Annotated in this window: 20 protein-coding genes and 1 riboswitch; of the genes, 7 read left to right on the top strand and 13 right to left on the bottom strand. The window is 63.3% G+C overall.

Annotated features, from left to right (window positions below; genetic code table 11):
• Window position 1: 1 nt before the first annotated feature.
• Window positions 2-1,027, bottom strand: a complete 1,026-nt coding sequence (locus CLV47_RS01345) for an ABC transporter substrate-binding protein (protein WP_177557456.1) — start codon at window positions 1,025-1,027, stop codon at window positions 2-4.
• A gap of 98 nt (window positions 1,028-1,125) precedes the next feature.
• Window positions 1,126-1,250: riboswitch (cobalamin riboswitch) on the bottom strand.
• A 128-nt stretch (window positions 1,251-1,378) separates the two neighbouring features.
• On the opposite strand from CLV47_RS01345, the gene CLV47_RS01340 reads away from it, so the two are divergent.
• Entirely contained in the window at window positions 1,379-2,047 is a 669-nt protein-coding gene (locus tag CLV47_RS01340; RefSeq protein ID WP_170110909.1) for a TetR/AcrR family transcriptional regulator, read from the top strand.
• Between the two features lie 31 nt (window positions 2,048-2,078).
• Here CLV47_RS01340 and CLV47_RS01335 read toward each other — a convergent pair whose 3' ends face one another.
• From CLV47_RS01335 to CLV47_RS01315, 3 genes are all read right to left on the bottom strand, one after another.
• A complete protein-coding gene (locus CLV47_RS01335; RefSeq protein WP_106347193.1) occupies window positions 2,079-2,516 on the bottom strand; it encodes a VOC family protein in 438 nt (145 codons plus the stop codon).
• A gap of 128 nt (window positions 2,517-2,644) precedes the next feature.
• Window positions 2,645-4,207 carry an HNH endonuclease signature motif containing protein gene (locus CLV47_RS21790; protein ID WP_146135248.1) on the bottom strand — a complete coding sequence of 521 codons (1,563 nt, stop codon included), beginning with the start codon at window positions 4,205-4,207 and terminating at the stop codon, window positions 2,645-2,647.
• Between the two features lie 345 nt (window positions 4,208-4,552).
• Window positions 4,553-6,109: an ABC transporter substrate-binding protein gene (locus CLV47_RS01315; protein WP_170110908.1), complete on the bottom strand. Its 1,557-nt coding sequence runs from the start codon at window positions 6,107-6,109 to the stop codon at window positions 4,553-4,555.
• Window positions 6,110-6,619: 510 nt separating this feature from the next.
• Between CLV47_RS01315 and CLV47_RS01310 the strand changes: the two genes are divergently transcribed.
• Genes CLV47_RS01310 through CLV47_RS01285 form a run of 6 tightly spaced genes read left to right on the top strand, consistent with a single transcriptional unit; the run spans window position 6,620 to window position 12,332 of the window.
• Complete coding sequence (locus tag CLV47_RS01310) at window positions 6,620-7,108, top strand: MaoC family dehydratase (protein ID WP_106347189.1); 489 nt, start codon at window positions 6,620-6,622, stop codon at window positions 7,106-7,108.
• Complete coding sequence (locus CLV47_RS01305) at window positions 7,105-8,313, top strand: acyl-CoA dehydrogenase family protein (RefSeq protein ID WP_106347188.1); 1,209 nt, start codon at window positions 7,105-7,107, stop codon at window positions 8,311-8,313. Before CLV47_RS01310 ends, CLV47_RS01305 begins: the two co-directional genes overlap by 4 nt.
• The gene (locus CLV47_RS01300) at window positions 8,310-8,801 is read left to right on the top strand and encodes a MaoC family dehydratase (RefSeq protein WP_106347187.1); all 492 of its coding nucleotides are present in this window, start codon (window positions 8,310-8,312) and stop codon (window positions 8,799-8,801) included. Before CLV47_RS01305 ends, CLV47_RS01300 begins: the two co-directional genes overlap by 4 nt.
• A 13-nt stretch (window positions 8,802-8,814) precedes the next feature.
• A complete protein-coding gene (locus CLV47_RS01295) occupies window positions 8,815-9,747 on the top strand; it encodes an HpcH/HpaI aldolase/citrate lyase family protein (protein WP_106347186.1) in 933 nt (310 codons plus the stop codon).
• Window positions 9,747-10,943, top strand: coding sequence for a CaiB/BaiF CoA transferase family protein (locus CLV47_RS01290; protein ID WP_106347474.1), 1,197 nt, complete (start codon window positions 9,747-9,749; stop codon window positions 10,941-10,943). Before CLV47_RS01295 ends, CLV47_RS01290 begins: the two co-directional genes overlap by 1 nt.
• Window positions 10,944-10,991: 48 nt before the next feature.
• A complete protein-coding gene (locus CLV47_RS01285) occupies window positions 10,992-12,332 on the top strand; it encodes an MmgE/PrpD family protein (protein ID WP_106347185.1) in 1,341 nt (446 codons plus the stop codon).
• 56 nt (window positions 12,333-12,388) lie between these two features.
• Here the strand turns inward: CLV47_RS01285 and CLV47_RS01280 are convergent, their stop codons facing one another.
• From CLV47_RS01280 to CLV47_RS01240, 9 genes are all read right to left on the bottom strand, one after another.
• Window positions 12,389-13,132: an alpha/beta fold hydrolase gene (locus CLV47_RS01280; RefSeq protein WP_170110907.1), complete on the bottom strand. Its 744-nt coding sequence runs from the start codon at window positions 13,130-13,132 to the stop codon at window positions 12,389-12,391.
• A gap of 167 nt (window positions 13,133-13,299) precedes the next feature.
• Window positions 13,300-14,973 (bottom strand): dihydroxy-acid dehydratase, encoded by a 1,674-nt coding sequence (gene ilvD, locus CLV47_RS01275; RefSeq protein WP_106347183.1) that lies wholly within the window; start codon window positions 14,971-14,973, stop codon window positions 13,300-13,302.
• Between the two features lie 53 nt (window positions 14,974-15,026).
• Window positions 15,027-15,929: an ATP-binding cassette domain-containing protein gene (locus tag CLV47_RS01270; protein WP_106347182.1), complete on the bottom strand. Its 903-nt coding sequence runs from the start codon at window positions 15,927-15,929 to the stop codon at window positions 15,027-15,029.
• Window positions 15,926-16,972, bottom strand: a complete 1,047-nt coding sequence (locus CLV47_RS01265; RefSeq protein WP_106347181.1) for an ABC transporter ATP-binding protein — start codon at window positions 16,970-16,972, stop codon at window positions 15,926-15,928. The genes CLV47_RS01270 and CLV47_RS01265 overlap by 4 nt, the downstream gene beginning before the upstream one ends.
• Complete coding sequence (locus tag CLV47_RS01260; RefSeq protein WP_202862313.1) at window positions 16,962-17,921, bottom strand: ABC transporter permease; 960 nt, start codon at window positions 17,919-17,921, stop codon at window positions 16,962-16,964. The genes CLV47_RS01265 and CLV47_RS01260 overlap by 11 nt, the downstream gene beginning before the upstream one ends.
• On the bottom strand, window positions 17,918-18,871 hold the full coding sequence (locus CLV47_RS01255) for an ABC transporter permease (RefSeq protein WP_106347180.1): 954 nt from the start codon (window positions 18,869-18,871) through the stop codon (window positions 17,918-17,920). Before CLV47_RS01255 ends, CLV47_RS01260 begins: the two co-directional genes overlap by 4 nt.
• 477 nt (window positions 18,872-19,348) lie before the next feature.
• Window positions 19,349-20,074 carry an IclR family transcriptional regulator gene (locus tag CLV47_RS01250; RefSeq protein WP_106347179.1) on the bottom strand — a complete coding sequence of 242 codons (726 nt, stop codon included), beginning with the start codon at window positions 20,072-20,074 and terminating at the stop codon, window positions 19,349-19,351.
• Window positions 20,075-20,127: 53 nt separating this feature from the next.
• Entirely contained in the window at window positions 20,128-21,900 is a 1,773-nt protein-coding gene (locus tag CLV47_RS01245) for an acyclic terpene utilization AtuA family protein (RefSeq protein ID WP_106347178.1), read from the bottom strand.
• The gene (locus tag CLV47_RS01240; protein ID WP_106347177.1) at window positions 21,897-23,075 is read right to left on the bottom strand and encodes an acyl-CoA dehydrogenase family protein; all 1,179 of its coding nucleotides are present in this window, start codon (window positions 23,073-23,075) and stop codon (window positions 21,897-21,899) included. The genes CLV47_RS01245 and CLV47_RS01240 overlap by 4 nt, the downstream gene beginning before the upstream one ends.
• Window positions 23,076-23,077: the final 2 nt, after the last annotated feature.

Below are 23,077 nucleotides of genomic sequence, written 5' to 3'. Positions count from 1 at the left end.
CCTACTTCTTCTTCGGATAAAGGTCAGGGTGAAACTGCTCAGCAAGTTGCTCGACACCCTCGGCCGACCGCGGCCCGGGTTGTGCGAGCGAGAGGCTGATCGTCGCGAAGTTTCCCTTCTTGATGGCAGTCGTATCGGCAAGCGCCGGAATGTCCTTCAACGTCGCGATCTTCGATTCGACGCTCGGGTCAAGGTAGTCGTAGATCAGGATAATGTCGGGGTTGGCGGCGGCCACCTGCTCCCACGACACCTTGCCCCACCGCAGTGGCTCGTCGGCGAGGATGTTCCTCCCGCCGGCCGCATCGATCATGACCGACGCGTAGGCCCAACCGCCGACCGTCTGCGGCGCGTCCGTGCCCGAGTTGTAGAGGAAAACCTTCGGCCGATCCGAACCCTTGACCGCGTCTTTGACCTTGTCCACTGTGGCATCGAACTTCTTCACCGCCTTCTCGGCCGCGGCGTTGACGTTGAAGATCTTGCCAATGGTCTTGAGCTCGTCCGGCATGTCTTGAAGCGTCTTGGGTTCATCGGTGCAGCCGACCGGGCTCAGGTGCGTTTTGATGCCCAAGTCCTGCAACTGCTGCCGAGTGTGGCCGGTGCTCGCGGAGAATCCATCGCCATATCCGGCGTACACGAAGTCGGGATTCGCGGCGAGTAGCTGCTCCATGCTCGGTTGTCCGGCTGCGAGGACCGGGATCTTGTCGTACGCCGACTTGTACTGCGGTCCGATCTTGCGACCCTTCAGGTACGCCGTACCCACCATCCGATCGCCGAGTCCGAGCTCAAGCATCGTCTCGGTGGCAGTCGAAGTAAGGGTGACGGCACGTTGAGGTGGCGCGTCGTAGGTCTGCGTCACGCCGCAACTCTCTACCGCCAACGGGTACGCCGTCTGCTTGCCCTTGGCCACCGCGGATCGGGACGAGGTTGCCTGCTTGTCGGCGACGGCGCTGCCACATCCTGCCACCGCGACAAGCGCGACGATAGTGACGGCGAGACACTTCGTAAGTACGGCGACGCGGTAGCGCATGAATGGTCCTTCGCGGGCAGTCGGTATGCGAAGGACCGGAAGCGATGGCATCAACCGGGACGCGGCCACCGCCGCCTATTGCAATCCTCGGCAATGTGAGCGGTCATCAACGCGAAGCCTCGGTATTCCGACTTAGCGACAATTACTCGGCCGCTCACGGTTGCGGGACAGTTCCGGAATTTCGCCGGATTCCCCTTGGCTCGCTTCGCGCACATTAGCAGACCGTTCATCGCCTTCACGTTCGTCCGGTTAGGGAGGCCGCCGCGTAGCGAAATCGGCTACCCTGATTCCACATTGGTAGACAAACAACTACGTTTGAGTATCCCGAATTCGCACCATTGGATGGACTTCATGACCGACCGACCGCACGTGATGACGGCACCGCGCCAGTCGCGATCCGAATTGTCGACGACCCGCTTGATCAACTCGGCCGCCGAACTCATCGCTGAAAACGGATATGAGCGCACGACCCTTGCGGCGATCGGGAAACACGCGGGTTACAGCCACGGCATTGTCACGCGCCGGTTCGGTTCCAAAGAAGGTCTCCTGATCGCACTCATCGAGAAGATGGCGATGGGCTGGACCGAGACTCACCTGAAGCCAGCGATCGGCAGTACGACGGGCCGCGAGGCGCTGCACATCCGAGTGAATGCGTTTCGATCCAGCTGGCGCAAGTCCGAGCGTCGCATGCGCGCCCTCTACACATTGATGTTTGAAGCGCTCGGACCGATCCCGCATCTCAAGGAGCGCATGGTCGAACTGCATCGGTACAGCCGGGAGTCGGTTATTGAGTTGATCCAGCTCGGCGTCGCCGACGGCAGCGTCGATCCAACAGTCGATTCAGAACGTGTCGCACGGCTCTTCCTTGGAGCGCTGCGCGGCGCGGCGTACCAGGCAATGCTCGATCCCGAGGCAGTCGACATCTACGACGCACTCGACGATCTAGACCTACTCGTCGACCGACTGGTGCCGGTCGCCGGCAAGTCGGCCAGCCCGAAGAAGTCAGCAACGAAGAAGTAAGTCACGACTTACCGCAGCCCTGGCGTACCGATCAACTCTTTTTCAGTTCCTGAGCGAGCATCACGATGATCCCGCTGGGGCCGCGGATATAGCTGAGTTTGTAGATGTCCTCGTAAGTCGCAACTCCGCGTAGCGGATAACACCCGTGCGCGGCGGCGATCTCAAGAGCCTCGTCGATGTCGTCGACTGAGAAGGCGACGCGGTGCATGCCGATCTCGTTGGGCTGCGTGGGCTCGGTTTCGATCGCGTTGGGGTGTATGTATTCGAAGAGTTCGAGGCGACCGCTGCCATCGGGTGTCTGAAGCATGGCAATGTTGGCGTGGTTGCCATCGAGGCCGACGGCCGTGTCGGCCCAATCGCCGCTGACTGTATCGCGGCCGAGGACGGTCAGGCCGAGATCGGTAAAAAAGGCGATAGTCGCCTCGAGATCACGGACGGCAACACCGACGTTCTCGAATTTGATTGGCATGCGTTGCACGCTATCGCATTGAGTTCGCCCCCACAGAGGACCGAACGACCGGCGGAATTGACGGCGTGCCACAGCGATCGGCGAGTGGGCAATTAGTACGCCGAGGATCGATGCACGATGGCCGGCGGCTATTCGCGTCGATTGGCGAGGGTGATGCGATGATGCAGGACCGGTGTACGGGTCGGCTCAATCCACGCCGGCGGGCGCCAGTGCGGGAGTCCATCGACCATGACTGATTCCCAGCCCCGGTCCTCGAATTCGCGGTGGTGGTATCCGCACGCGAGGGTCAAGTCGTCGATATCGGTGGGTCCGAGGTCGCGCCAGGAGGTGACGTGGTGGATGTCGCACCATTCCGGTGGTACGTCGCAGCCGGGGAAGCTGCAGCCGCCATCACGGGCGACGAGGGCGATGTACTGGCTCGCGGTTGCGAGCCGTTGCGCCCGGCCGAGGTAGAGCACGACTCCGCGGGAGTCGAGGACCGCGGGCAGGAACCGTAGCTGCGCGGCCTCGCGGAGCAGGTCCCGGATGGGGATGGGTACGCCGTGCGTGCTGGTCGCGTACCCGCAGCCACTGATCAGGTCTTCGAGGCGGATCGTGGTGATCACGGTCCCCCGCGCCCTAGCACCAGTCCGCGACGGGCCGGCGGTGACCGGGCTGGAACCGGTGGTGGCAGTGCTGGAACCGGGGGTGGCAGTGCTGGAACCGGGGGTGGCAGTGCCGGAACCGGTGGTGGCAGTGCCGGAATCGGTGGTGCCACCGGCGCTCCAATCGGCGGCAGCGCCCAGGCTGGCGGCGCTGCCCGCGTCGGATCCGGAGCCCGCGGCGCTGGTGTCGGAGATAGCGCCGGTGTCCTGAAGGCGGTGTAGCGCGTCGGAAGTATTGCCCGTGTCCTGGACGTGATGCAGCGCGTCCAGGAGCGCATCGTGCATCCGCTGACCAGCGGTACGAGCATCGCGCCCGGACACGTCTGCGGGCCGGGGAGCGGCCAGCGGGTCCAGGACTGCGCGCAGTGTCGCCAGTAGTTCCGCGGTCACCTGGCCGGTGACCTTGCCAGAATCGTGGACGCGCAGGAACCGCTGCCGTAAACGTTCATCATCACGCGGCTCGTTCCCGTCCGGATCCAGACGGTCCGTGATTTCGGCGGCGAGCCCTTCGAGGTCCCGCACCCCAAGAGTGTCCGTGTGGTTGACGAGGATGGTCTCTGCCTCGTCGAGGTCCGCCGGGTCTATGCCGGGATGTGGGGTGAGCCGGTGCAACATCTTGTGGATGACACGGGCTTGGGCCGGGGTGACCCGCCCGGCGGCCTGCCGTTCGGCGAGGTAGGCGCGTGCGGGTGGCATGGGCTGCCCGCCGAGGGTGATCCGTTCGCCGAGACTCTTCGCGGCCTCCACACGCTGGTACGCGTCGGCGCGGGTAATCCGCAGTGTCTCGGTAAGCAGCGTGACCGTGTTACGGCAGGTGAGTACCTCGGCGGCTCGGGTGTCCTCCAGTGCGCCGATGATCGCGTGATCGAGGACCGCGAGACTATTGCGGATCTTCTCCAGGTCGCCTGCGAACGCGAGCAAGTCGGTGGGCCCGAGCCCACTGAGCGAGGAACGAATAGCAGTACCGATCAACCCAGCGGCTGCGTCAGCGAGAGCGTGCTGGCCCTCGGCGAGCTGGTCACGCTCCGGTAGGTACGCCACGCTCACGACTGCTCACCCCCTCCCGCTCAGAACATCCCTATCGCACCGATCGTACTAATGATCGAAGTACATATGTTCGATTCTAATCGCCGCCCACGCGCTTGTCTAGTGGTCAGGGCATATTTACTGGCTTCGTTAACCGCGCGGCGGAACCCTCCAAAAGCCACGATCACTGCCGCCGAATACCCACGCGCGGCAGGTCCTCGCCGGGTGGGGCCGTCACAGGTGTGCTGTTTTGCATCGCCGGCCGGTGTCTCTTGCTGCGCAACTCCACATTTGTATCGGATTGCCGGTCGTGACGGACGGCTGCAGCTCCTCCCGTGGAGCGTCGGCCGATTAAATCGGGGCGCGCTACTTCTTCTTGACCGCGACCCCTCGGAATTGGTACGCCGCATCTGCCGGCATCGTCACGTTGGAGACGCCGTCCGCGAGCGCCATCACCGAATGCGCCGCACAGATGGGCATGAGACTCGTCGGCTCTTTAATGAACAGATCCATGAACTTCGAGTACGTGGCTGTGCGGGTCGCAGGATCGGTCGCCGACGCCCCTTCGACCGCCGTATCGATCAAGTTCTGCGACGTGGCGCCTCCCGGGTTGTACTGAGACTCGGGAAGTAGGTTGCGGTCGATGACAGCCGCCGGGTCGGGTGAGCCGGTATATGCCGATAACGTCACCGGTGTCTGCTTCGTGATCGCGAAGTGTTCGGTGATCCCTCCTGCGGGCACTGGCTGAGCCTCGATGTCGAGTCCGGCCTCTTTGAACTGCTCCTGAAGGACTTCGAGGATTTTGACCGTAGTAGTCAGGTTCGTCGTCACGACCTTGAATTTGCTGCCCTTCGTAAGCCCGGCCTTCTTCAGCAGATCCTTGGCTTTCTTCACGTCGTGCGGCCACACATCGAGACCGTCGCCGATTTTCTTGTCGTATCCAACGCTGCTCTCGGGCCATGGCTGGATCTGAGGTGTACATGAGCCTCCGAGGAGTCCGTCCCCGATTGCTTTTCTATCGATCAGATAGTTCATCGCTAGCCGTACCGACGGATCGTCGAAGGGCGCCACGCTCGTGTTCACCGCAAGGAAATAGACCAGGTAGCTTGGCCGCGATATAAGGGTTGCGCCGGTACTTTCGGCACTGCTGCGCTGATCCGGCGACACCTGGATCCCCGACAACTCCCCTGACTTAAGAGCGTTCAACCGGGTCTGGTCCTCCGGCATCGACTTGATCGCCATCGTCGCGACCTTCTGAGCGTCCGGGTCCCAGTAGCCTTCCGATTTCTTGTAGCTGATCGAGGCGCCCGGGACGATATCCGTTGCAACGTAAGGGCCAATCCCGGCTGGCGCCGACTCCATTGTCCCTTCGGCAATCGCTTTGGGCGACGCGATCATTCCCGGTCTGGCCGCGAGGGAGGTCAGGAGCGCACCGAGTCCACTACTGACGGTTAACTTCACGGTGAGGTCGTCCACGACCTGCACGTCGGTCAGGGTCGCAATCTCTTGAGCGATCTTGCTTCCTGCACCTTTTGCTCGGTCCAGGTTGACCTTGACGGCCTCGGCGTTAAACGCAACTCCATCGGAGAACTTCAGGTTGTCGCGCAGTTTCAAAGTCAGGGCGGTTTTGTCCGCGGATTCTTCCCAGCTGGTGGCAAGCATCGGCTCAAACTTGCCGTCCTCGGTGAGGTATAGCAACCGGTCATAAATCGGATACATATAAGTCTGGTCTTGACCGGATGCGCTCTTAACCGGATCCAGGCTCGAGTTCGGATAGGTGTAACCAAAGCTGAACTCCGCGTTGGGATCGACGTCTTTCTCCAACGCGATGCTGCTGGGCAACGATGCGTCATTTGACTTTGCCTTGTCCGGTGGCGCGCCACAGGCCGACAGAAGCATCAGGCTGGCTGCGACCGCAGACATGGCAAATCGAGATCGCGAAAGCATAGAGGGGTCCAATCAGAGCGGTAGCGTTCCGGGATTTTGAGATTCCGACGGGGCACTCTCATGTTCAACGGCCCCTGTCGCATACCTCGCCTGGCGACCGATGCCCTATCGGTGTCGGATAGTTAACAACGGGCTAACGTAGGTTGTCAACTATCTACGTTATCCCCCACCTGCGCCCTCTCGAGGGACGGCTAGTTAGCACTTCCGCTGCGCACGCGGGTGTCCGGGCACGGCTTGAAGCGACTCCCGTCTTCGCAAGGTAACGAACAGATAACGAATAGCCGCGTAAGGTTCCCAGTAACGTTTGTTGCTGACAATCTACGTTTTACCCGTACGCGGTGCGACACCGTGGGCGGCGTGGACTCGCGTCTGGACCCAGTCGCCGTCCGTTGCGGTCGAGGTCGTCGAAGCGTTACAACCTAGCGGGAGCCCAATGATTTGCAGCCCGGCCTCGACCAATCCCCCAACTGAAAGGGCCGTCTGCTCGTGACCGATCCCGATTTTGACCAGTTTATTCTCGCGAAGAAGGGCAACCAGTACGAATTCTTCGAGGTGGGTCAGCGGTTTACCCACCACTGGGGCCGAACGTTCACCGCCGCCGATTCGATCCTCTTCTCGACCGGCACGTGTAACTGGACCCCGATGTACGTCAACGCCGAATACGCCAAGGCCCACGAGCACCCGGACATCGTCATCAACCCGATGCTCGTGCTGTGTACGGCGGTCGGGATGTCGGTCGAGGACCTCAGTGAAGGTGGCGGACCGTTCCTCGGGGTCAACGACATCGACTTCGTTCAGTCGGTCTATCCCGGCGACACGATCACCGCGCACTCCGAAGTGCTCGACAAGCGCGAATCGACGAGCCACCCAGACGCCGGGATCGTCACGTGGCGCACCGAGGCGACTAACCAGAACGGCGAGAGCGTGCTGCGCTACTCGCGCACCAACCTGATCCGAAAGGCGGCCGCCGCATGAGCGACGACATTCGCGAAGCCCCCGTCCCCATCCTTAAAAGTCCCTGGGCCACACCCGAACGGCTCCGGCTGCAACAGGAGGCACGCGAGTTCGCGGCCAACGTCGTCACTCCCCTGGCTAACAAGCTGGACAAGAAGAAAGGTGAGTTCCCGCGCTCGTTCCTGGACCAGATGGGTAAGCAGGGCTATTTCGGGATCCTGGTCGACAAGAAGTACGGCGGCATGGGTCTCGGCGCGTTCGAGTACTGCATGATCTCCGAGGAACTCGCCCGCGGCTGGATGAGCGCCGCGAGCATCATCGCCCGCGCGCAGGGCGGCGGCGTGGTCGGCGACGAAAAGCGCCGCGAAGAGCTACTCCGCAAAAGCGCTGCGGGACAGTGGATCGGTTCGACCGCCCTGTCCGAGCCGGGCACGGGAAGCGACCTCGCGTCGGTCTCCACTCGGGCCACACGTGATGGCGACGAATGGGTGCTCAACGGGCAGAAACGATGGACCGGTTTCGCGAAGGGCTCGGACTACATCAGGATCCTCGCGCGAACTCGGGACCCGAAGAAAGGTGAACGCCGGGCAGCCGGGATGGCCAACTTCGTCATCGAGAAGAAGCGGGGCTCGTTCCCAGAAGGCATCACCGGCACCCTGATTGACAAGATCGGCTACCACGGCTTCACCACCTGGCAGCTCACCCTGGACAACGTGCGCATACCGGCCACGCACAAGGTCGAAGACGAGGGCGGCACGGCGGCGTTCAAGAGTGTGCAGGCCATGCTCAACCGGGCACGCGTGCACACTGCTGCCCGCGCGGTCGGCTTGGCCCGCGCCGCCGTCGAGGACACCACCGTCTATATCCAGAAGCGCGAGCAGTTCGGCGAACCGCTGGCGAACTTCCAGGCGCTTCGGTTCATGCTGGCCGAGATGGCGGCCCGCGTCGAGCAGGCCCGGTCGTTCTACCACCATGTCGCACATCTCATCGACAGCGGCGAACCAGCCGAGAAAGAGTCCGCGATGATCAAGCTGCTCGCCACCGAGATGGCCGTAGAAGTGACCGGACAGGCGCTACAAATGCACGGCGGTAATGGCTACACCACCGAGTACTCCATCGAACGGTACTGGCGCGATGCGCGACTGACGACGATATTCGAGGGTACGAGCCAGATCCAGCAGCGCATCATCTCCGATCGGCTGCTGCCACGAGGAGGACGGGTATGAGCGCCACCAACAACGTCGAAGCATCGAGACTGCTCGGCGCGACCGGCTGGTTCGAGGACTTCACCGAGGGCCAGCAGATCCGGCACGCGCGGGCCTCGACCATCGACGAGATCGAGGGCTCGTTCATCGCCAAGCAGGTGATGAACACCGCGCAAGCGCATTTCAATGACCACGTCCAGCACGGAATGGGCGAGGGTCGGGTGGTGTTCGGCCTCGCGACCGCGTCGATGGTGATGGGCCTGTCGTCGCAGGACTGCACCGAACATGCCATCACCGAGCTCGGGTGCGACAAGTTCCGCTTCCGCTCCCCCGTCCACCACGGCGACACCGTCTCGGCGTACACCGAGGTGCTCAGCGTCGCTGATGCCCCGGACCGCGAGGACGCCGGTGTCGTGGTCTTCAAACACTGGGGCCTTAAGCACGACGGGGTGATCGTCTTCGAAGGCGAGCGGACCGTACTGATTAAACGTAAAAGTCACTGGAGCTAAGGAAAGTATTCATATGAGCAACAAGTACGCACCACGACCGAACCGGCTGCGCCGGAGCGAGTTGTCCACGCCCGGCAGCAGTGAGAAGATGATCGCCAAGGCCGCGACCAGCGACGCCGACTTCGTCTTCCTCGACCTCGAGGACGCCGTCGCACCCACCGAAAAAGAGGCTTCCCGCGCGAAGATCGTCGCCGGCCTCAACGAGCAGGACTGGGGCAAGAAGACCCGATCGGTGCGCATCAACGGCGTACACACGCAGTGGTGCCACGGAGACGTCATCGAGGTCGTCACCGGCGCCGGCGCGAACCTCGACGTCATCATCATCCCGAAGGTGAAGTCGCCTCGCGACGTGTGGTTCGTCGATGACCTACTGACCCAGCTGGAGACCAAGCTCGGCCTCGAGGTTGGCCGGATCGGTCTCGAGCTGCTCATCGAGGAGACAGAGGCACTCGCCTGTGTCGAGGACATCGCCGGGTGCAGCCCACGACTCGAAGCGATCATCCTCGGTGTCGGTGACCTCTCGGCCAGCCAAGGCATCCGGGCCGGGCACATCGGCGGCGGTGACGGCTACCCCGGCGACATGTGGCACTACGCCCGTAACCGGATGATCGTCGCGGCCCGTGCTAACGGCATCGACGCAATCGACGGCCCATATGGCGACTTCAAGGACCCGGAGGGCTACCGGCAGCAGGCTATGTGGTCGACGACGCTGGGCGCGGTCGGTAAGTGGTGCATTCACCCGAGCCAGATCGAGATCTGTAACGAGGTCTACGCACCCACCGCGTCGGAGATCGAGAAGGCGACCGCCGTGGTGGCGGCCGTCCGCGACGCGGAAGAGAACGGCCTGGGCGCGGCGAACCTCGATGGCGTGATGATCGACGCGGCGACCGCACGGATCTTCGAAGGCGTCCTCGAGCGCGCGCAGCAGTGCGGACTCGTCAGCTGATGCCGACAGAAACCAACGGGCCGCTGCACGGCATCAAAGTCCTCGACCTGACCGCGATGCTCGCTGGGCCATACGCCACGATGCTGCTGGCCGACCTCGGCGCGGACGTGGTCAAGGTCGAGCCACCGGATGGCGATAACACGCGCGCGGTCGGGCCTTTTCGAGACGGCGATTCGCCGGAGGGATTGGCCGGTTACTTCCAGTCGATCAACCGAGGCAAGAAGAGCGTCGTACTCAACCTTCGTGCCGAGCAGGACAAGGCGACGTTTCTTCGGCTGGTCGAGGCGGCCGATGTAGTGGTCGAGAACTACTCCGCCGGTGTCATGGGCCGCCTTGGACTGAACTACGAGGTCCTGGCCGAGATCAACCCGCGACTGGTCTACGGCACACTGCGCGGATTTGGCGATCCCCGCTCCGGGGAGAGCCCCTACACGAACTGGCCCGCGTTCGACGTCGTCGCTCAGGCCATGGGCGGCTTCCTAGGAATCACCGGCACGCCCGACGGCACCCCAATCAAGTCCGGACCCGGGGTCGGTGACATCTTCCCCGGCACCTTGCTCGCACTCGGGATCGTCTCGGCCGTCCGCCACGCCGAACACACCGGACTCGGACAGTTCGTCGATATCGCTATGTACGACGCTGTCCTCGCGTTATGTGAACGCGCCGTATATCAGCACTCTTACACCGGAGCCGTGCCCAAGCAGCAGGGAAACTCGCACCCATTGCTGTATCCGTTCGACATCATGCAGACCGCGGACGGCTGGATCGCGGTCGCGGCCAACAAGGAGCCACACTGGAGGATCCTGGTCGACGAGATGGGACATCCCGAGCTCGCGACCGATCCCCGCTATGCCACGAACGCCGACCGCGCCGTCCGTAACGCCGAGCTGCGGCCCATCGTCGAACCGTGGATCCGGGCACGAAGCAATGCAGACCTGGTCGCCCTGTTTGGCGGTCGTATCCCGATCGGCCCGGTCAACTCAATCGCAGACATATTTGGCGATCCACATGCGAAGGTGCGCGAGATGCTCGTCCAGGTCGAGCAACCCGGAAGCGCCGTACCGGTCACCATCGCAGGCGCCCCCATCAAACTCAGCGCCACGCCCGCCGCCGTCCGCCGTCGGGCACCATTGCTCGGCGAGCAGAACCCGACGGACATCCTCAACGAATGGATCGCACAGACCTCGAACGTCTGACGTAGCTAGTACCAACTGCGCCAGGAAGCATCAAGATTGGAGCACCTCATGGAATCAGTAACCGCGTTCCTTGCACAGTCGGCTACCCAGTACGAGTTCGATAGTCTGCCGCCGCACGTCATACGGGTGGCGCAGTCCTGCATCTTGGACTGGCTCGGGGTCACGATCGCGGCCGCCGACGAGTCGGTGGTCGTCGCGGTCCGCGACACGCTGTCCGGAGGCGGAGACTGCACTTTGGTCGGCTCGGATCGGGCGGCCACACCTCTAGCCGCAGCCCGGATCAACGGCACGGCCGGGCATGTCCTTGACTACGACGACGTGCACGCCGAGTTCGGCGGTCACCCGACGGTCCCGATCCTGCCGGCCATCCTCGCACTCGCAGAGTCGGACGGCTCCAGCGGTCGGGAGCTGATCACTGCCTTTGTCGCGGGGCTCGAGACGGAGTCCCGGATCAATGCGATCGTTGCGCCCTCGCACTACGCGATGGGGTTTCACACCACCGCGTCGGTCGGCGTCTTCGGTGCGGCGGCCGCCGCAGCACGGCTGATGTCCCTCGATCCCGACCAGACGGCACACGCCCTCGGGCTGGCCTCGATCAGTGCCTCCGGGCTGAAGTCCGGATTTGGGACCTGGGGCAAGTCGCTGCAAGTGGGACACGCGGCGCACGAAGGCGCACTGGCTGCGACACTTGCCGGCAAGGGCGCGGTCGGTCCGGCGGACGGGATCGAGTGCGACCAGGGATTCGCCCGGACCCACTCGACTGAGCAGGACTTTGCCGCAGCCATGCAGCCGGTCGGAAAACCCTGGCACACAAAGGATGTGCTGTTCAAGTATCACGCCTCGTGTTACGGCACGCATTCCAGTATCGAGTCGCTACTGCGACTACGGGAGCATGCCGGGGCCGCCGAGGTCAGCGGAATCGACCTCGCAATCTCACCACGGCATGTCGGCATGTGCACGCAGGTCGACGTGAGTACGCCGCTGCAGGCGAAGTTCAGCCTCGCGTTTACCAGCGCCCTGGCATGGGCACGCGGCAGCGCGGCCCGCGAAGACTTCGCCCCGGCCGTCGTCAGTGATGGCGCGTTGCAGACACTCGCCGGCAAGGTGACCACCACGGCCGAGGACAATAGGGACTTCCACCTGACCGACGTACGCGTACACCTGGCGGACGGTACGACGCTGCGCGAGGAGGTCGACATGTCGCTCGCCGTACCCGAAGGGCAACTCGACGCTCAATGGGACAAACTCGCGGCGAAGTTCCACTCGCTGGTTGACCCGATCTGCGGCATCGAGCGGGCCGGACAGATCGTCGACACAGTGGCGAAATTGGCCGACCTCGACAACGTTGCGAAACTGACCGCGCTCACCCGACCGAATTTCGGTGGTTGAGCGAAGCGAGGAACGAGCGTAGCCGAATCCTCGCAACTTGGACGTGTCCGTCTCGGCTACGTCCGATGCGCTTCTGACGACCGGCTTACGAAGTCGAGGACGGCCGCGTTGAAGTCGTCGGACTTTTCGGCGTTGATCGCGTGACCGCCTTCGATATCGACGACATCGAGGCGGGCGATTGCCGAGCGCGCTTCAGGGATGCATGGCTGGAACCGCTTCTCCCACCGCCCGTTGACCAACAGCACCGGCACCTGCAGCTGAGCGAAGTCCCCGACCGACTGCCACTCATGCATGCGCGAAGCGAAGTCGAAAAACGTCTGCATCTGCACCGCGTCGGCGGCATCGATCATGCGATCTTTCAGGGGCTGCGGCAGCCGGGTGGCATTCGCTGGATGCATGGGAAGGTCCCGGGTCACTTTTGGTCCTGGAGGTGTCGCATCGTTGCCGTTGCCGGATCGGTCCGGCGTCAGCTGAGCCGACCGGGACACCCCAAACGCCGCGCGCGAGTTGGTGAAGATGAGGCCGAAGACGTGCTCTGGATGCGCGAGGCAGTAGCGGATCGCGATCGCGCCGCCCAGCGACTGGCCACAGACCCACCAACGGTCAATGCCCGCCTCGACCCTAATCAGTTCTAGCTCTGCGATCACATGACTCGGCGAATAGTCCGCCGGCTCGTCGTACGCCGGCGAGCGTCCGTGGCCAGGGAGCTCGACCATGAGCAACCGGAACTCCCGGCCGAGCGCATCACGGTTGAGGTCCCACTGCGCGTTACTGGACAGCATCCCGTGCAGCATGAGCATGGGCGTTCCAGCTTGATTGCCAGCTGTCTCTACAAACATCACCCAGCCAGACTTTCACGAGCAAGTGGAAGTAGTGCGCGCGGCATGTCGTTGTCTGTGTCACGAATTGTGCACTTGTGTCACAGAGGTCGGTGACACAAGTGCGTGGTTGGTGACACAACCACTCGCTAGCCGGACGTGACCGCGCCTCTCGACGCGGAGGACACGGTCCGGGCGTACTTCGCGAACACGCTCATCGGGTAGTCCGGTTTTGGCGCGCGCCAAAGGTTTCGACGTACTTCCAGCTCGCTTTCGGTTACGTCGAGGTCGATTCGACGCGCGTCGAGATCGACCGTCACGATGTCACCGTCCTGCACGAGCGCAATCGGGCCGCCGACCGCTGCCTCCGGCGCGACATGGCCGATCACAATGCCATGCGAGATTCCGGAAAACCGCCCGTCGGTGATCAATGCGACCGTGTCCTTGAGGCCGCGGCCGACGACCGCTGCCGTTGTACGGGCCGTCTCGCTCATGCCGGGCCCGCCGACCGGGCCTTCGTAGCGAACCACGATGGTGTCGCCGGCTTCGATCTGCCCGCCCTGCACTGCCTTGTACGCCGCGGACTCGGAATCGAACACTCGCGCCCGACCGACGTGACGTCGTACCGTCGTACCGGTTGCCTTGAGCACACTGCCTTCTGGCGCGAGGTCACCGCGCAGGATTATCCAGCCACCAGTAGGGTCCAGGGGTGCCGAAGCCGGTACGACGACGTCCTGCCCGTCGGGTCGGCTGACGCCGTCAAGCCGCTCGGCGAGAGTGCGGCCGTCGACGGTCGGAGCGTCGCCGGCCAGCAAGCCGGCATCAAGCAGTTCACGCATGACCACGGGTAGACCACCGATGCGCTCGAGGTCGGCCATCAGATAGCGCCCGGATGGCGTGAAGTCACCGATGTGCGGCGTATGGTCGCTCACGGCCTGAAACTCGTCGATGTCCAGCTCGACACCGGCTTCGGCCGCGATCGCCAAAAGATGCAACACCGCGTTGGTCGAACCACCCATTGAAGCCACCACCGTCATCGCGTTGTGCAGCGACTCCGAGGTGATGAGGTCGCGCGGTGTGACGCCGCGTCGTAGCGCCTCGACGGCGAGTTTGCCGCTCTCATAGGCCATCTCGCGGCGCCGGTCGCTTGAGGCCGGCGCACTGGCTACGTTGGCTGCCGTTATTCCGAGCGCCTCGATCGCCGACCCCATCGTGTTGGCGGTGAACATACCCGCACAAGAACCAGGGCCCGGGATAGCGGTCCGCTCCAGCTCGTCGAGGTCTTCTCTCGTCGCCTTGCCAGCCGCCAACTCACCCGCTGCCTCGGCAATCGTCTGGATGGATACGTCGCGGTCGTGGAACCGCCCGGGTAGCACGCTTCCGCCGTACAGGTAGACGGCCGGGATGTTCACCCGCGCCAGCGCCATCACGCAGCCCGGGTTGGTCTTGTCGCAGGCACCGATCGCGACCATCGCGTCGAAGGCGTACGCCGTGGCGGCAAGTTCGATCGAGTCGGCAATGACGTCCCTGCTGATCAACGACGCACCGCCGCGGGCCAGTACGCCGTCACTGACCGCGACGGTGTTGATCTCCATCGGCGTACCGCCCGCGTCGCGCACCCCGCGCGCAACGTCCTCACCTAAGTCACGCAGGTGGAAGTTGCACGGCATCGCGCCACTCCACGTGTTGGCAATCCCGACAATCGGCTTGGCCAGATCGTCGGAGTCGAAGCCGGCGCCGCGCAACATCGCCCGAGGTGCCCACCTGCCCGGTGCGGTGAGAATCCCGCTGTGCGGCTTGTTCGAATCGACATCTCGCGGCATCAGGCACTTCCTTCGGCGTTCGGCGCAGCAGTCTTAGTCCGATCAGCCTAGAACTATTCCGCAAGCGACCCGGAAACCACCGCAGCGCGTTCGCGGCGGGCTTTTGCGCTCACTTCCGGTACCGCCGACAACAACGACTGCGTGTACTCCTGAGCGGGCGCGTCGAAGACCTGATCCGCGTCGCCCTGCTCCACGATCTCACCCAAATTCATCACCGCGATCCGGTCCGCGACCTGACGCACCACACCAAGATCATGCGTAATGAACAAGAACGCCAAACCCCGCTCGGCCTGAATATCCTTCAACAGGTTCAGGATCTGCGCCTGCGTCGACACATCCAGCGCCGACACCGCCTCATCAGCCACAATCACCTGCGGATCGGCCGCTAACGCCCGCGCAATCGCGATCCGCTGACGCTGCCCACCCGAAAACTCGTGCGGATACCGGTGCAACGCCGTCGCCGGCAAACCCACCAACTCCAACAACTCCAGCACCCGCGCATCAAGGGCTTTACCGCCCAGGCCCTCATGCACAATCAACGGCTCACCAATATTGAACACGATCATCTTCATCGGATTCAACGACGCGAACGGATCCTGAAACACCATCTGCAAACCACGCCGCTTCGAACGCAACTCCTTCGCACTCAGCGCGGTCCAGTCATCACCTAACACCGTGACGGTGCCCGCATCGGGAGTCTCCAACTGCGTCACCAGACGCGCCGTGGTCGACTTCCCCGACCCCGACTCACCTACCAACGCCAACGTCTCACCAGAACGCAACGACAGTGACACGTCCTTCACCGCGTCCAGCCACACACTCGGGCGGCCCAACCAGTTACGGCCCGTCACAAACCTCTTACACAGGCCCGACGCCTCCAACACCACGTCTCCACCGGCCGTAGACGCACCGGCCACATCTTTAGCCGTGCCCGTCGTACCAGTCTCGGTGCTCATTCCACGCCCTCCAACTCCAGGTCGCTACTACGCACACACCGCACCGAACGCCCACTCTCGACCTGCGCCAGCACCTGCGGCGACGCGCATTCCGGCTTCGCGAATCCACACCGCGGCGCGAACCGGCACCCGGCCGGCATCTCATGCAACATCGGCACCTTCCCCGGAATCGACGACAACCGCGCCAACCGCGTCCGCGTCGAGGGCACCGACGCCAACAACCCCGCCGTATACGGATGCCGCGGATCTTCCAGCACCTGCGCCGTCGTGCCGGACTCGATCACCTGACCGGCATACATCACATTAAGGAAATCGGTGTACTCACTGATCACGCCCATATCGTGCGTCACCAACAACACCGCCATCCCGTCCGCGGCCAACGACTGCAACAAACGCATGATCTGCGCCTGCACCGTCACGTCCAACGCCGTCGTCGGCTCATCGGCGATCAACACGTCAGGCTCGCAGCTGATCGCCATCGCGATCAACACCCGCTGCAACATCCCGCCGCTCATCTCAAACGGGTACGCGTTATAGCGCCGCGCCGGGTCCGGAATACCCACCCGGTCCAACAACTCGATCGCCCGCGTCTTCGCCTTCGCCTTACTCAGGCCCAAGTGCGTGCGCAGCACCTCACTGATACTCGAACCGACCGTGAACATCGGATCCAGACTCGTCATCGGCTCCTGGAAAATCATCGCGATATCGCGGCCCCGCGCCCGCCGTAACGCGCCGGTGCTCAACCCCAGGATGTCGGTCGCACCCACATGGACACTGCCGGACTCCACCCGCAGCACCCGCGCCTCCAACAAGCGCATCGTCGCAAGCGCCGTAACCGTCTTCCCCGACCCCGACTCCCCCGCCAGGCCGGTGATCTTCCCCGCCCGAAGCGTCAGGCTCACGTCCTCGATCACCGGGAACCGGCCCTGCATCGTCGCCGCCGACACCGTCAAACCCGCCACCGCAAGCGGCGCCGCATCACTCGCGATATCGACGGGTGCACCAGTGACCACATCGGTGGCGGTAGTGGTGTTACTTGGCATGGCGCATCTCCTTACCCAACGAATCGCGCATCCCATCACCCAAGAACTGGAACGCCAGGATCAGAATCGTGATCGCGATCCCCGGGCCCAGTGACTGGAACGGCAACTCGTGAATGTTCTCGAACGTGCGGCGTAACACCACGCCCCACGACGCGTCCGGTGGCTGCACCCCGATCCCGAAGAACGACAGCGCCGCCTCGATCAGGACCCCGAACCCGAGCAGGACCGTGCACTGCACAATCAGTGACCCCGCGACGTTCGGCACGATATGAGTACGGATCACCCGCACCGGGCTCACTCCGATCGTGCGCGCGGCATCAACGAACATCGAGGTCCGGACCGCCATCGTCTCCCCACGCATCACGCGGAACAACCTAGGCGCGAACAGGACCCCGACCGCGATCATCGCGTTCACCGTCGACGGGCCACGCACCGCGACCACCGCCATCGCCAGGATGATGCCCGGAATCGCGAACAGCGCGTCCGCGATCCGGCTGGTCAGCCAGTCGAACCAGCCCGCGAAATAGCCCGCGAGCAGGCCCAGCGGGACCCCAATCAGTACGCCCACACCGACCGCGATAAACGGCGCCATCAACGTGATCCGGGTCCCGATAATCAACCGAGACAACTGATCACGGCCCAAATCATCGGTGCCGAGCAGATGCGCGTTATGCGGCGGCAGGTTCCGCGCCGTCAAATCCTGATCGGTCGGGTCATACGGCATCAACACGTTCGCGAAGATCGCCACCAACAACAGCAACACCAGGATGATCAACGAGAGCATCGCGAGCTTCTCGCGCATCAGCCGGGAGAAGAACCGCTTAAACGGGGACCCGGTCTGACCCGTGCCGACCGTGCCACCACTCGGCGCCGAGCCTCCGGCGGCGAGGCCCGCCTCGCCGTCTATGACCAGTTCCGTGTCCTGATCAGTCTGGTTCGTGGTCGTCACCTGTTTACCGCCTTCCGCAGCCGCGGGTTAATCCACGCGTACGACATATCCACCAACAGATTCACCAAAATCACGACCGTCGCGATCAGGATCACCACGCCCTGGATCGTCGGGATGTCTTGAGACAAGACCGCATTCAGAGTCAGATCCCCGATCCCGGGCATCGCGAACAACAACTCGACCACGACTGCCGCACCGATCAACCGTTCCACCTGCAGGCCCGCGACGGTGACCACCGGCACGCCACTATTACGCAGCACGTGCCGCAAATTGATCGACCGGGTCCGTAGCCCCATCGCGCGACTCGTGCGCACATGGTCCATCCCCACCACCGTCGCCACCGACGAGCGGGTCTGCCGCGCGATATCGGCCGCCGACGTCGCCGCGACCGCGGCCCCCGGCAGGATCATCGAGTAGAACCACGGCCCCACGCCCTTACTGATCGGCGTGTAACCGGTCGCGTTGAACATGCCCAAACTGATCGCGAACAGGCCGATCAGCAGCATCGCCAACCAGAACGCCGGGATCGAGATCCCGAGCGTGGTGATGAACGTGACCACCCGGTCGGTGACACTGCCCGGGCGCAGACCCGCGACCAGACCCGCCGGGATCCCGATCAGGACCGAGAACACCAACCCGACCACCACGATCGAGGCCGTCACCCCGAACCGTTGACCCAACAAGTCCAGCACCGGCACGTTAAACATGAATGAGTTACCCAGGTCGCCCTGCACCGCAGAAGCCATCCAGTCACCGAACTGCACAAAGAACGACCGGTCGAAACCCAGCTCATGGGAAATCTTCGCGATATCCGCCGCCGTCGCCCCATCACCAGCAATCGTCGCGGCCGGATCCCCCGGCATCAAATACACCAGACCGAACGTCAAACACGCCACGATCACCACCAACGGGATCGTCACCAACAAACGCCGCAGCGCATAACCCCACATAACTCAGAACCCCATCGCCCGCACGTCGGGCCAGGCGCGATGCTCAGACCTGGTCTCCATCAACAACGACACCTGCATGCGCGATTTCCAATCAAATTTCCGGGGCCATGGCACAAAGAATCGACGATTTCGCCCAGCTGAAGTGCTTCGGCGTCAAATCGTCGACCAAATTCAGTAGAAGAAGCTCAGATATCTGCTATGTAAATTCACGGTCGGCACGGACGTTCCGTTGGGTCGTCGGATGTGGTCTGTCTGAACCAGTCGAGATGGTCGATCGGCAGTGGTCGGATCTCGAGCTGCCGCTGACCTTGGATCGTTATATCAGCGTTAAGTGATGCCCTACGAATGTGCCAGACTAACGCACGAAAAACAAGCACGGCTGCTCGGTTTCGTTACCGTTTCGATAGTTTCCTCCGCAATCAATTTCGTCGCCGCTCCGCTGACTCCGCGCGGCGCCCACTGGGCCCGGCTTTCTGACTATTCGGCGACTCTGCGTGACCAGCCAGCCGCCTCTTGCTTCGCTCGAGCGCCGAGCTCGTCGAGACGCGGCAGTATGGTGTCCGACGTACCGGCGAGGACAAGTGCCGCTACTGGGTTTCCTCCTGGCCCCCGGATCGCCGTCGCGACCGCGCTGGCGTTGGGCGAAATGCTGTGCTCGGCGACGCTGAGGCCAGATGTGCGGATCTGTTCGAGATCTGACAGGAAGCTCTCGACCAACTCTTGATCGTCTTCGCGCTCGAGGAACTCGTGAAGGGTGTCTGGATCAAGGCCCGCGACCAGGACCCTGCCACCTGCTGTCCGCAAGGTAGGGCGCCGAGGCTGGGTCCTGATGAGGTACGAAAGGCTGGGATGCCCGCCGGCTCGATCGATGTAGACCAGATTGCGACCCACGAGTACGCCGAGCAACGCTGAGCAGCCAAGCGCGTCGCTCAACGCCACGAGGTCGGCATGCGTGATGGCGCGCACGGGGAGCCGATTCGCCTGCGTCGCAACCATGTAGATGGCCGGACCGATGAAATACCGGCGGTCCTGCTCCTCGATGTAGCCGGCGTCGATCAGCCCGTTGACGAAACCCTGGACGGAGCTCTTTGGGGCATCAAGAGCCCGCGCGAGGTCGGCAAGTGTGCGCCCGCCTCTCGCGGACGCCACTTCTTCGAGGATCCGGGTGATTCGCTCGACGGTTCGATGCGGACGTGGTGGCATGAAACCTCACAAATCGAGGGTAGAAGGATAAACGCGCGCAGCGTGCCGGGCGATTAGCGCTCGAGCAGTTTCGTTGGGACTTCGATCGCTCGCGATCGTAGCCATTCGCCCAGCGCCTTCGCCTGTTTGTCCAATCGGGTAGTCGAGGTGGCACCGTCGTCAAGGAGCCCTTTGATATAGAAGTTAAGCGCGTACAGCTTCGGCAGCTCGTACCGAGAAACCTCTAGTTCGGCTGTCTCCGGTAACAGCTCTCGCAGTTTCGCGACGCTCAACGCTGATCGCAACCATTGCCACGAAGCATCGTCGCTGCTCCACACGCCGACGTTCGCGTCGCCGCCCTTGTCACCAGACCGAGCGTAGACGATTTCGCCCAACGGCACGGTGCTCGTCGGTCCGCTGAGCGCCTCGAGGTCGACCTGGACCGGGCCAGACGCGCGTTCCGTTTCGGCGACGGGTACGACGGCCGGCGAGTCGAGGGTTTCGGTTCCGTCGGGGTGAACGACACGGTGCGAGAGTTGATCCTGCCGAATGATGCCCGGCCAGTACAGGCCGAAGCTGGAGCCGCGGCCCGGCGGACCGAATTGATAATGGCCCGGATAGCTCGCGAGCGCCATTTCCACCAACATCGCGGAGAACGCCCGGCCAGCAGACTTTTCGTCGCCGCGCACCGAGACCTTGAGAATGCAGGTTGCTTCGGTCTGCGTGACCGAGTCGTCGGCCGCGTTGCCGACTCGGGTGAACGCGAGCTCCTCGATACCGGACAGCTTGTTCAGCTTGTGGCGGACCGTCCGTTCGATGAGGTCCGCCTTTTCGTCGATGTTTAACCCGGTCAACATGAACGCCGTACTGTTCTGCCATCCGCCCAGCGCGGTGATCGAGACCTTCGTAGTCTCGGGAGGAGGCGACCCCTGCGCTCCTTCGATGGCGACGCGGTCCGCTCCTACCGAGCGCAACTGCAGGGTGTCCAGGTGAGTCGTGACGTCGGAATTCAAGTACGACGTACTCCCGATCTCATACAGAAGTTGAGCGGTAATCGTGTCGGGGGTGACGGCTCCGCCGGTGTGCGGATGCTTGGTGATGACCGACGTTCCGTCACGATCGATCTCGGCGAGCGGGAACCCAGGCTCCTCAAGCCCCGGCACGTCCTGGAAGCCGGAGAAGTTGCCTCCGGTGGCTTGGGTGCCGCACTCAATAACGTGGCCGGCCGCGACGGCGCCCGCCAACTCGTTGTATTGAGTTGGTTGCCATCCCCACCACCATGCGGCGGCACCGACCACGAGTGAGGCGTCTGCGGTGCGACCGGTGATCACGATGTCCGCGCCCGATTCGAGCGCGCGAGCGATTCCAAAGCCGCCCAGGTAGGCGTTTGCGGTGAGCGGCTCGTGACCCCAGGTAGCCAACGGCTTGGCGGTGTGCAGATGCCCGATCTCGTGACCAGCTTCTTGTAACTGCGGGAGCCGAGGAGTGATGTCGTCACCGTCGATGTAAGCAACCGAGAGCGTGACGCCATGCTCGTTGATCAGTGAGCGGGTCGCATCGGCGAGGCCGGCGGGATTGAGGCCACCGGCGTTGACGACGACCTTGATCCGGCGCTGGGCGATCTCGTTAATCGCCGGCTCGAGCTGACGAAGGAATGTCGTCGCATAGCCGGCATTCGGGTCTTTCAATCGCGCCTTGGCGAGGATCAGCATCGTGACCTCGGCTAGGTAGTCGCCGGTAACAACGTCGATGTCGCCGCCGCTGACCACTTCGTGCAGCGCGCTCATCCGGTCGCCGTAGAAACCTGAACAGTTCGCTATCCGGATCGGCCGGTCGGGCCCGGTCATTTGGTTGCCCCCGAGACTGTCGCGGCGCTGCCGAGGATGCTGCGGGCGACGACCATCCGCTGGACCTCGTTAGGTCCCTCACCAATACGGCGGATCCGCATCTCGCGGAACCACCGCTCAAAGGGCATGTCCGCCGCGACGCCAAGTCCGCCGTGAATCTGCATCGAGCGGTCCACGACCCGCGATGCAGCCTCGGTGCAGTAGATCTTCGCGATCGAAGCAGCGCTCTTCACGTCGCCACCGCGATCGGCGGTTGCGGCAGCATCGAGTACTAATAACCGCGCGGCTCGGATATCGATCTCATTCTCGACGAGCATCCACTGGATCCCTTGATGCTGCGCCAAAGGTTTGCCGAAGGTCTCCCGGATCTGCGCGTAGTCGACGGCCAGGCGGTGCGCCGCGATCGCGACGCCCACGCACGACGCCGAGTACGGGATCCGGAAGTTCGCCAGTCGACCCGCTGCAAGGGTGAATCCTTCACCGACCGGCCCGAGCCGGTTGCTGTCGGGAACCCGTACGTCGTCGAACACCAACTCGGTGGGCTCGTGAACCTTGCGCAGCGACGGGATCACTCGCAGCATCTTGAAGCCGGGCGCGTCCGTGTCGACGATGAAACAGGTCAATCCTTTGCGGCCCTCGCCGGTGCGCGCGACCACGATGCCGTAGTCGGACTCCGCGACGTTGGAGATCCACATTTTGGTCCCGTTGATCACCCAGTCGTCGCCGTCGCGTTCCGCCCGGGTGCGAATGCTTCGGGCCGGGTCGGATCCGCCGCCCGCTTCGCTAAGCGCGAAGAACCCGCTGCGCTCGCCGCGCAGGGTCGGATACAGGTAGCGCTCTTTCTGGTCTGGGTTCGCTTCGTATAAGTGCGCGAGACCGGAGCCGCCGAACACGCCGTAGCACGAGGCGTAGAGGCCCGCGCGGTGTTGGGACATCTCCATCGCAAGCAGTGTTCGGGTCACGACGTCAAGCCCGGGGCCGCCGTCTTCGGCGGGCGCATCCCAGGAGGTAAGGCCCATTTGAGCGACCTTCTTCTTCAGCCGCGACGCGATCTCGTCAGGTAGCCGGCCAGCATCAGATGGGAGGTCGGCTTCTAACGGAACGATCTCTTCACGGACGAACTTGCGGACGATCAGTATGAGTTCTTGCTGTTCTGGAGTCGGTTCGAAGTCCATAT

The organism is Antricoccus suffuscus (genome assembly GCF_003003235.1).
Lineage (GTDB): Bacteria > Actinomycetota > Actinomycetes > Mycobacteriales > Antricoccaceae > Antricoccus > Antricoccus suffuscus.
Note: the sequence above shows the minus strand (reverse complement) of the source record. Positions and strands in the feature narration are given on the sequence as shown.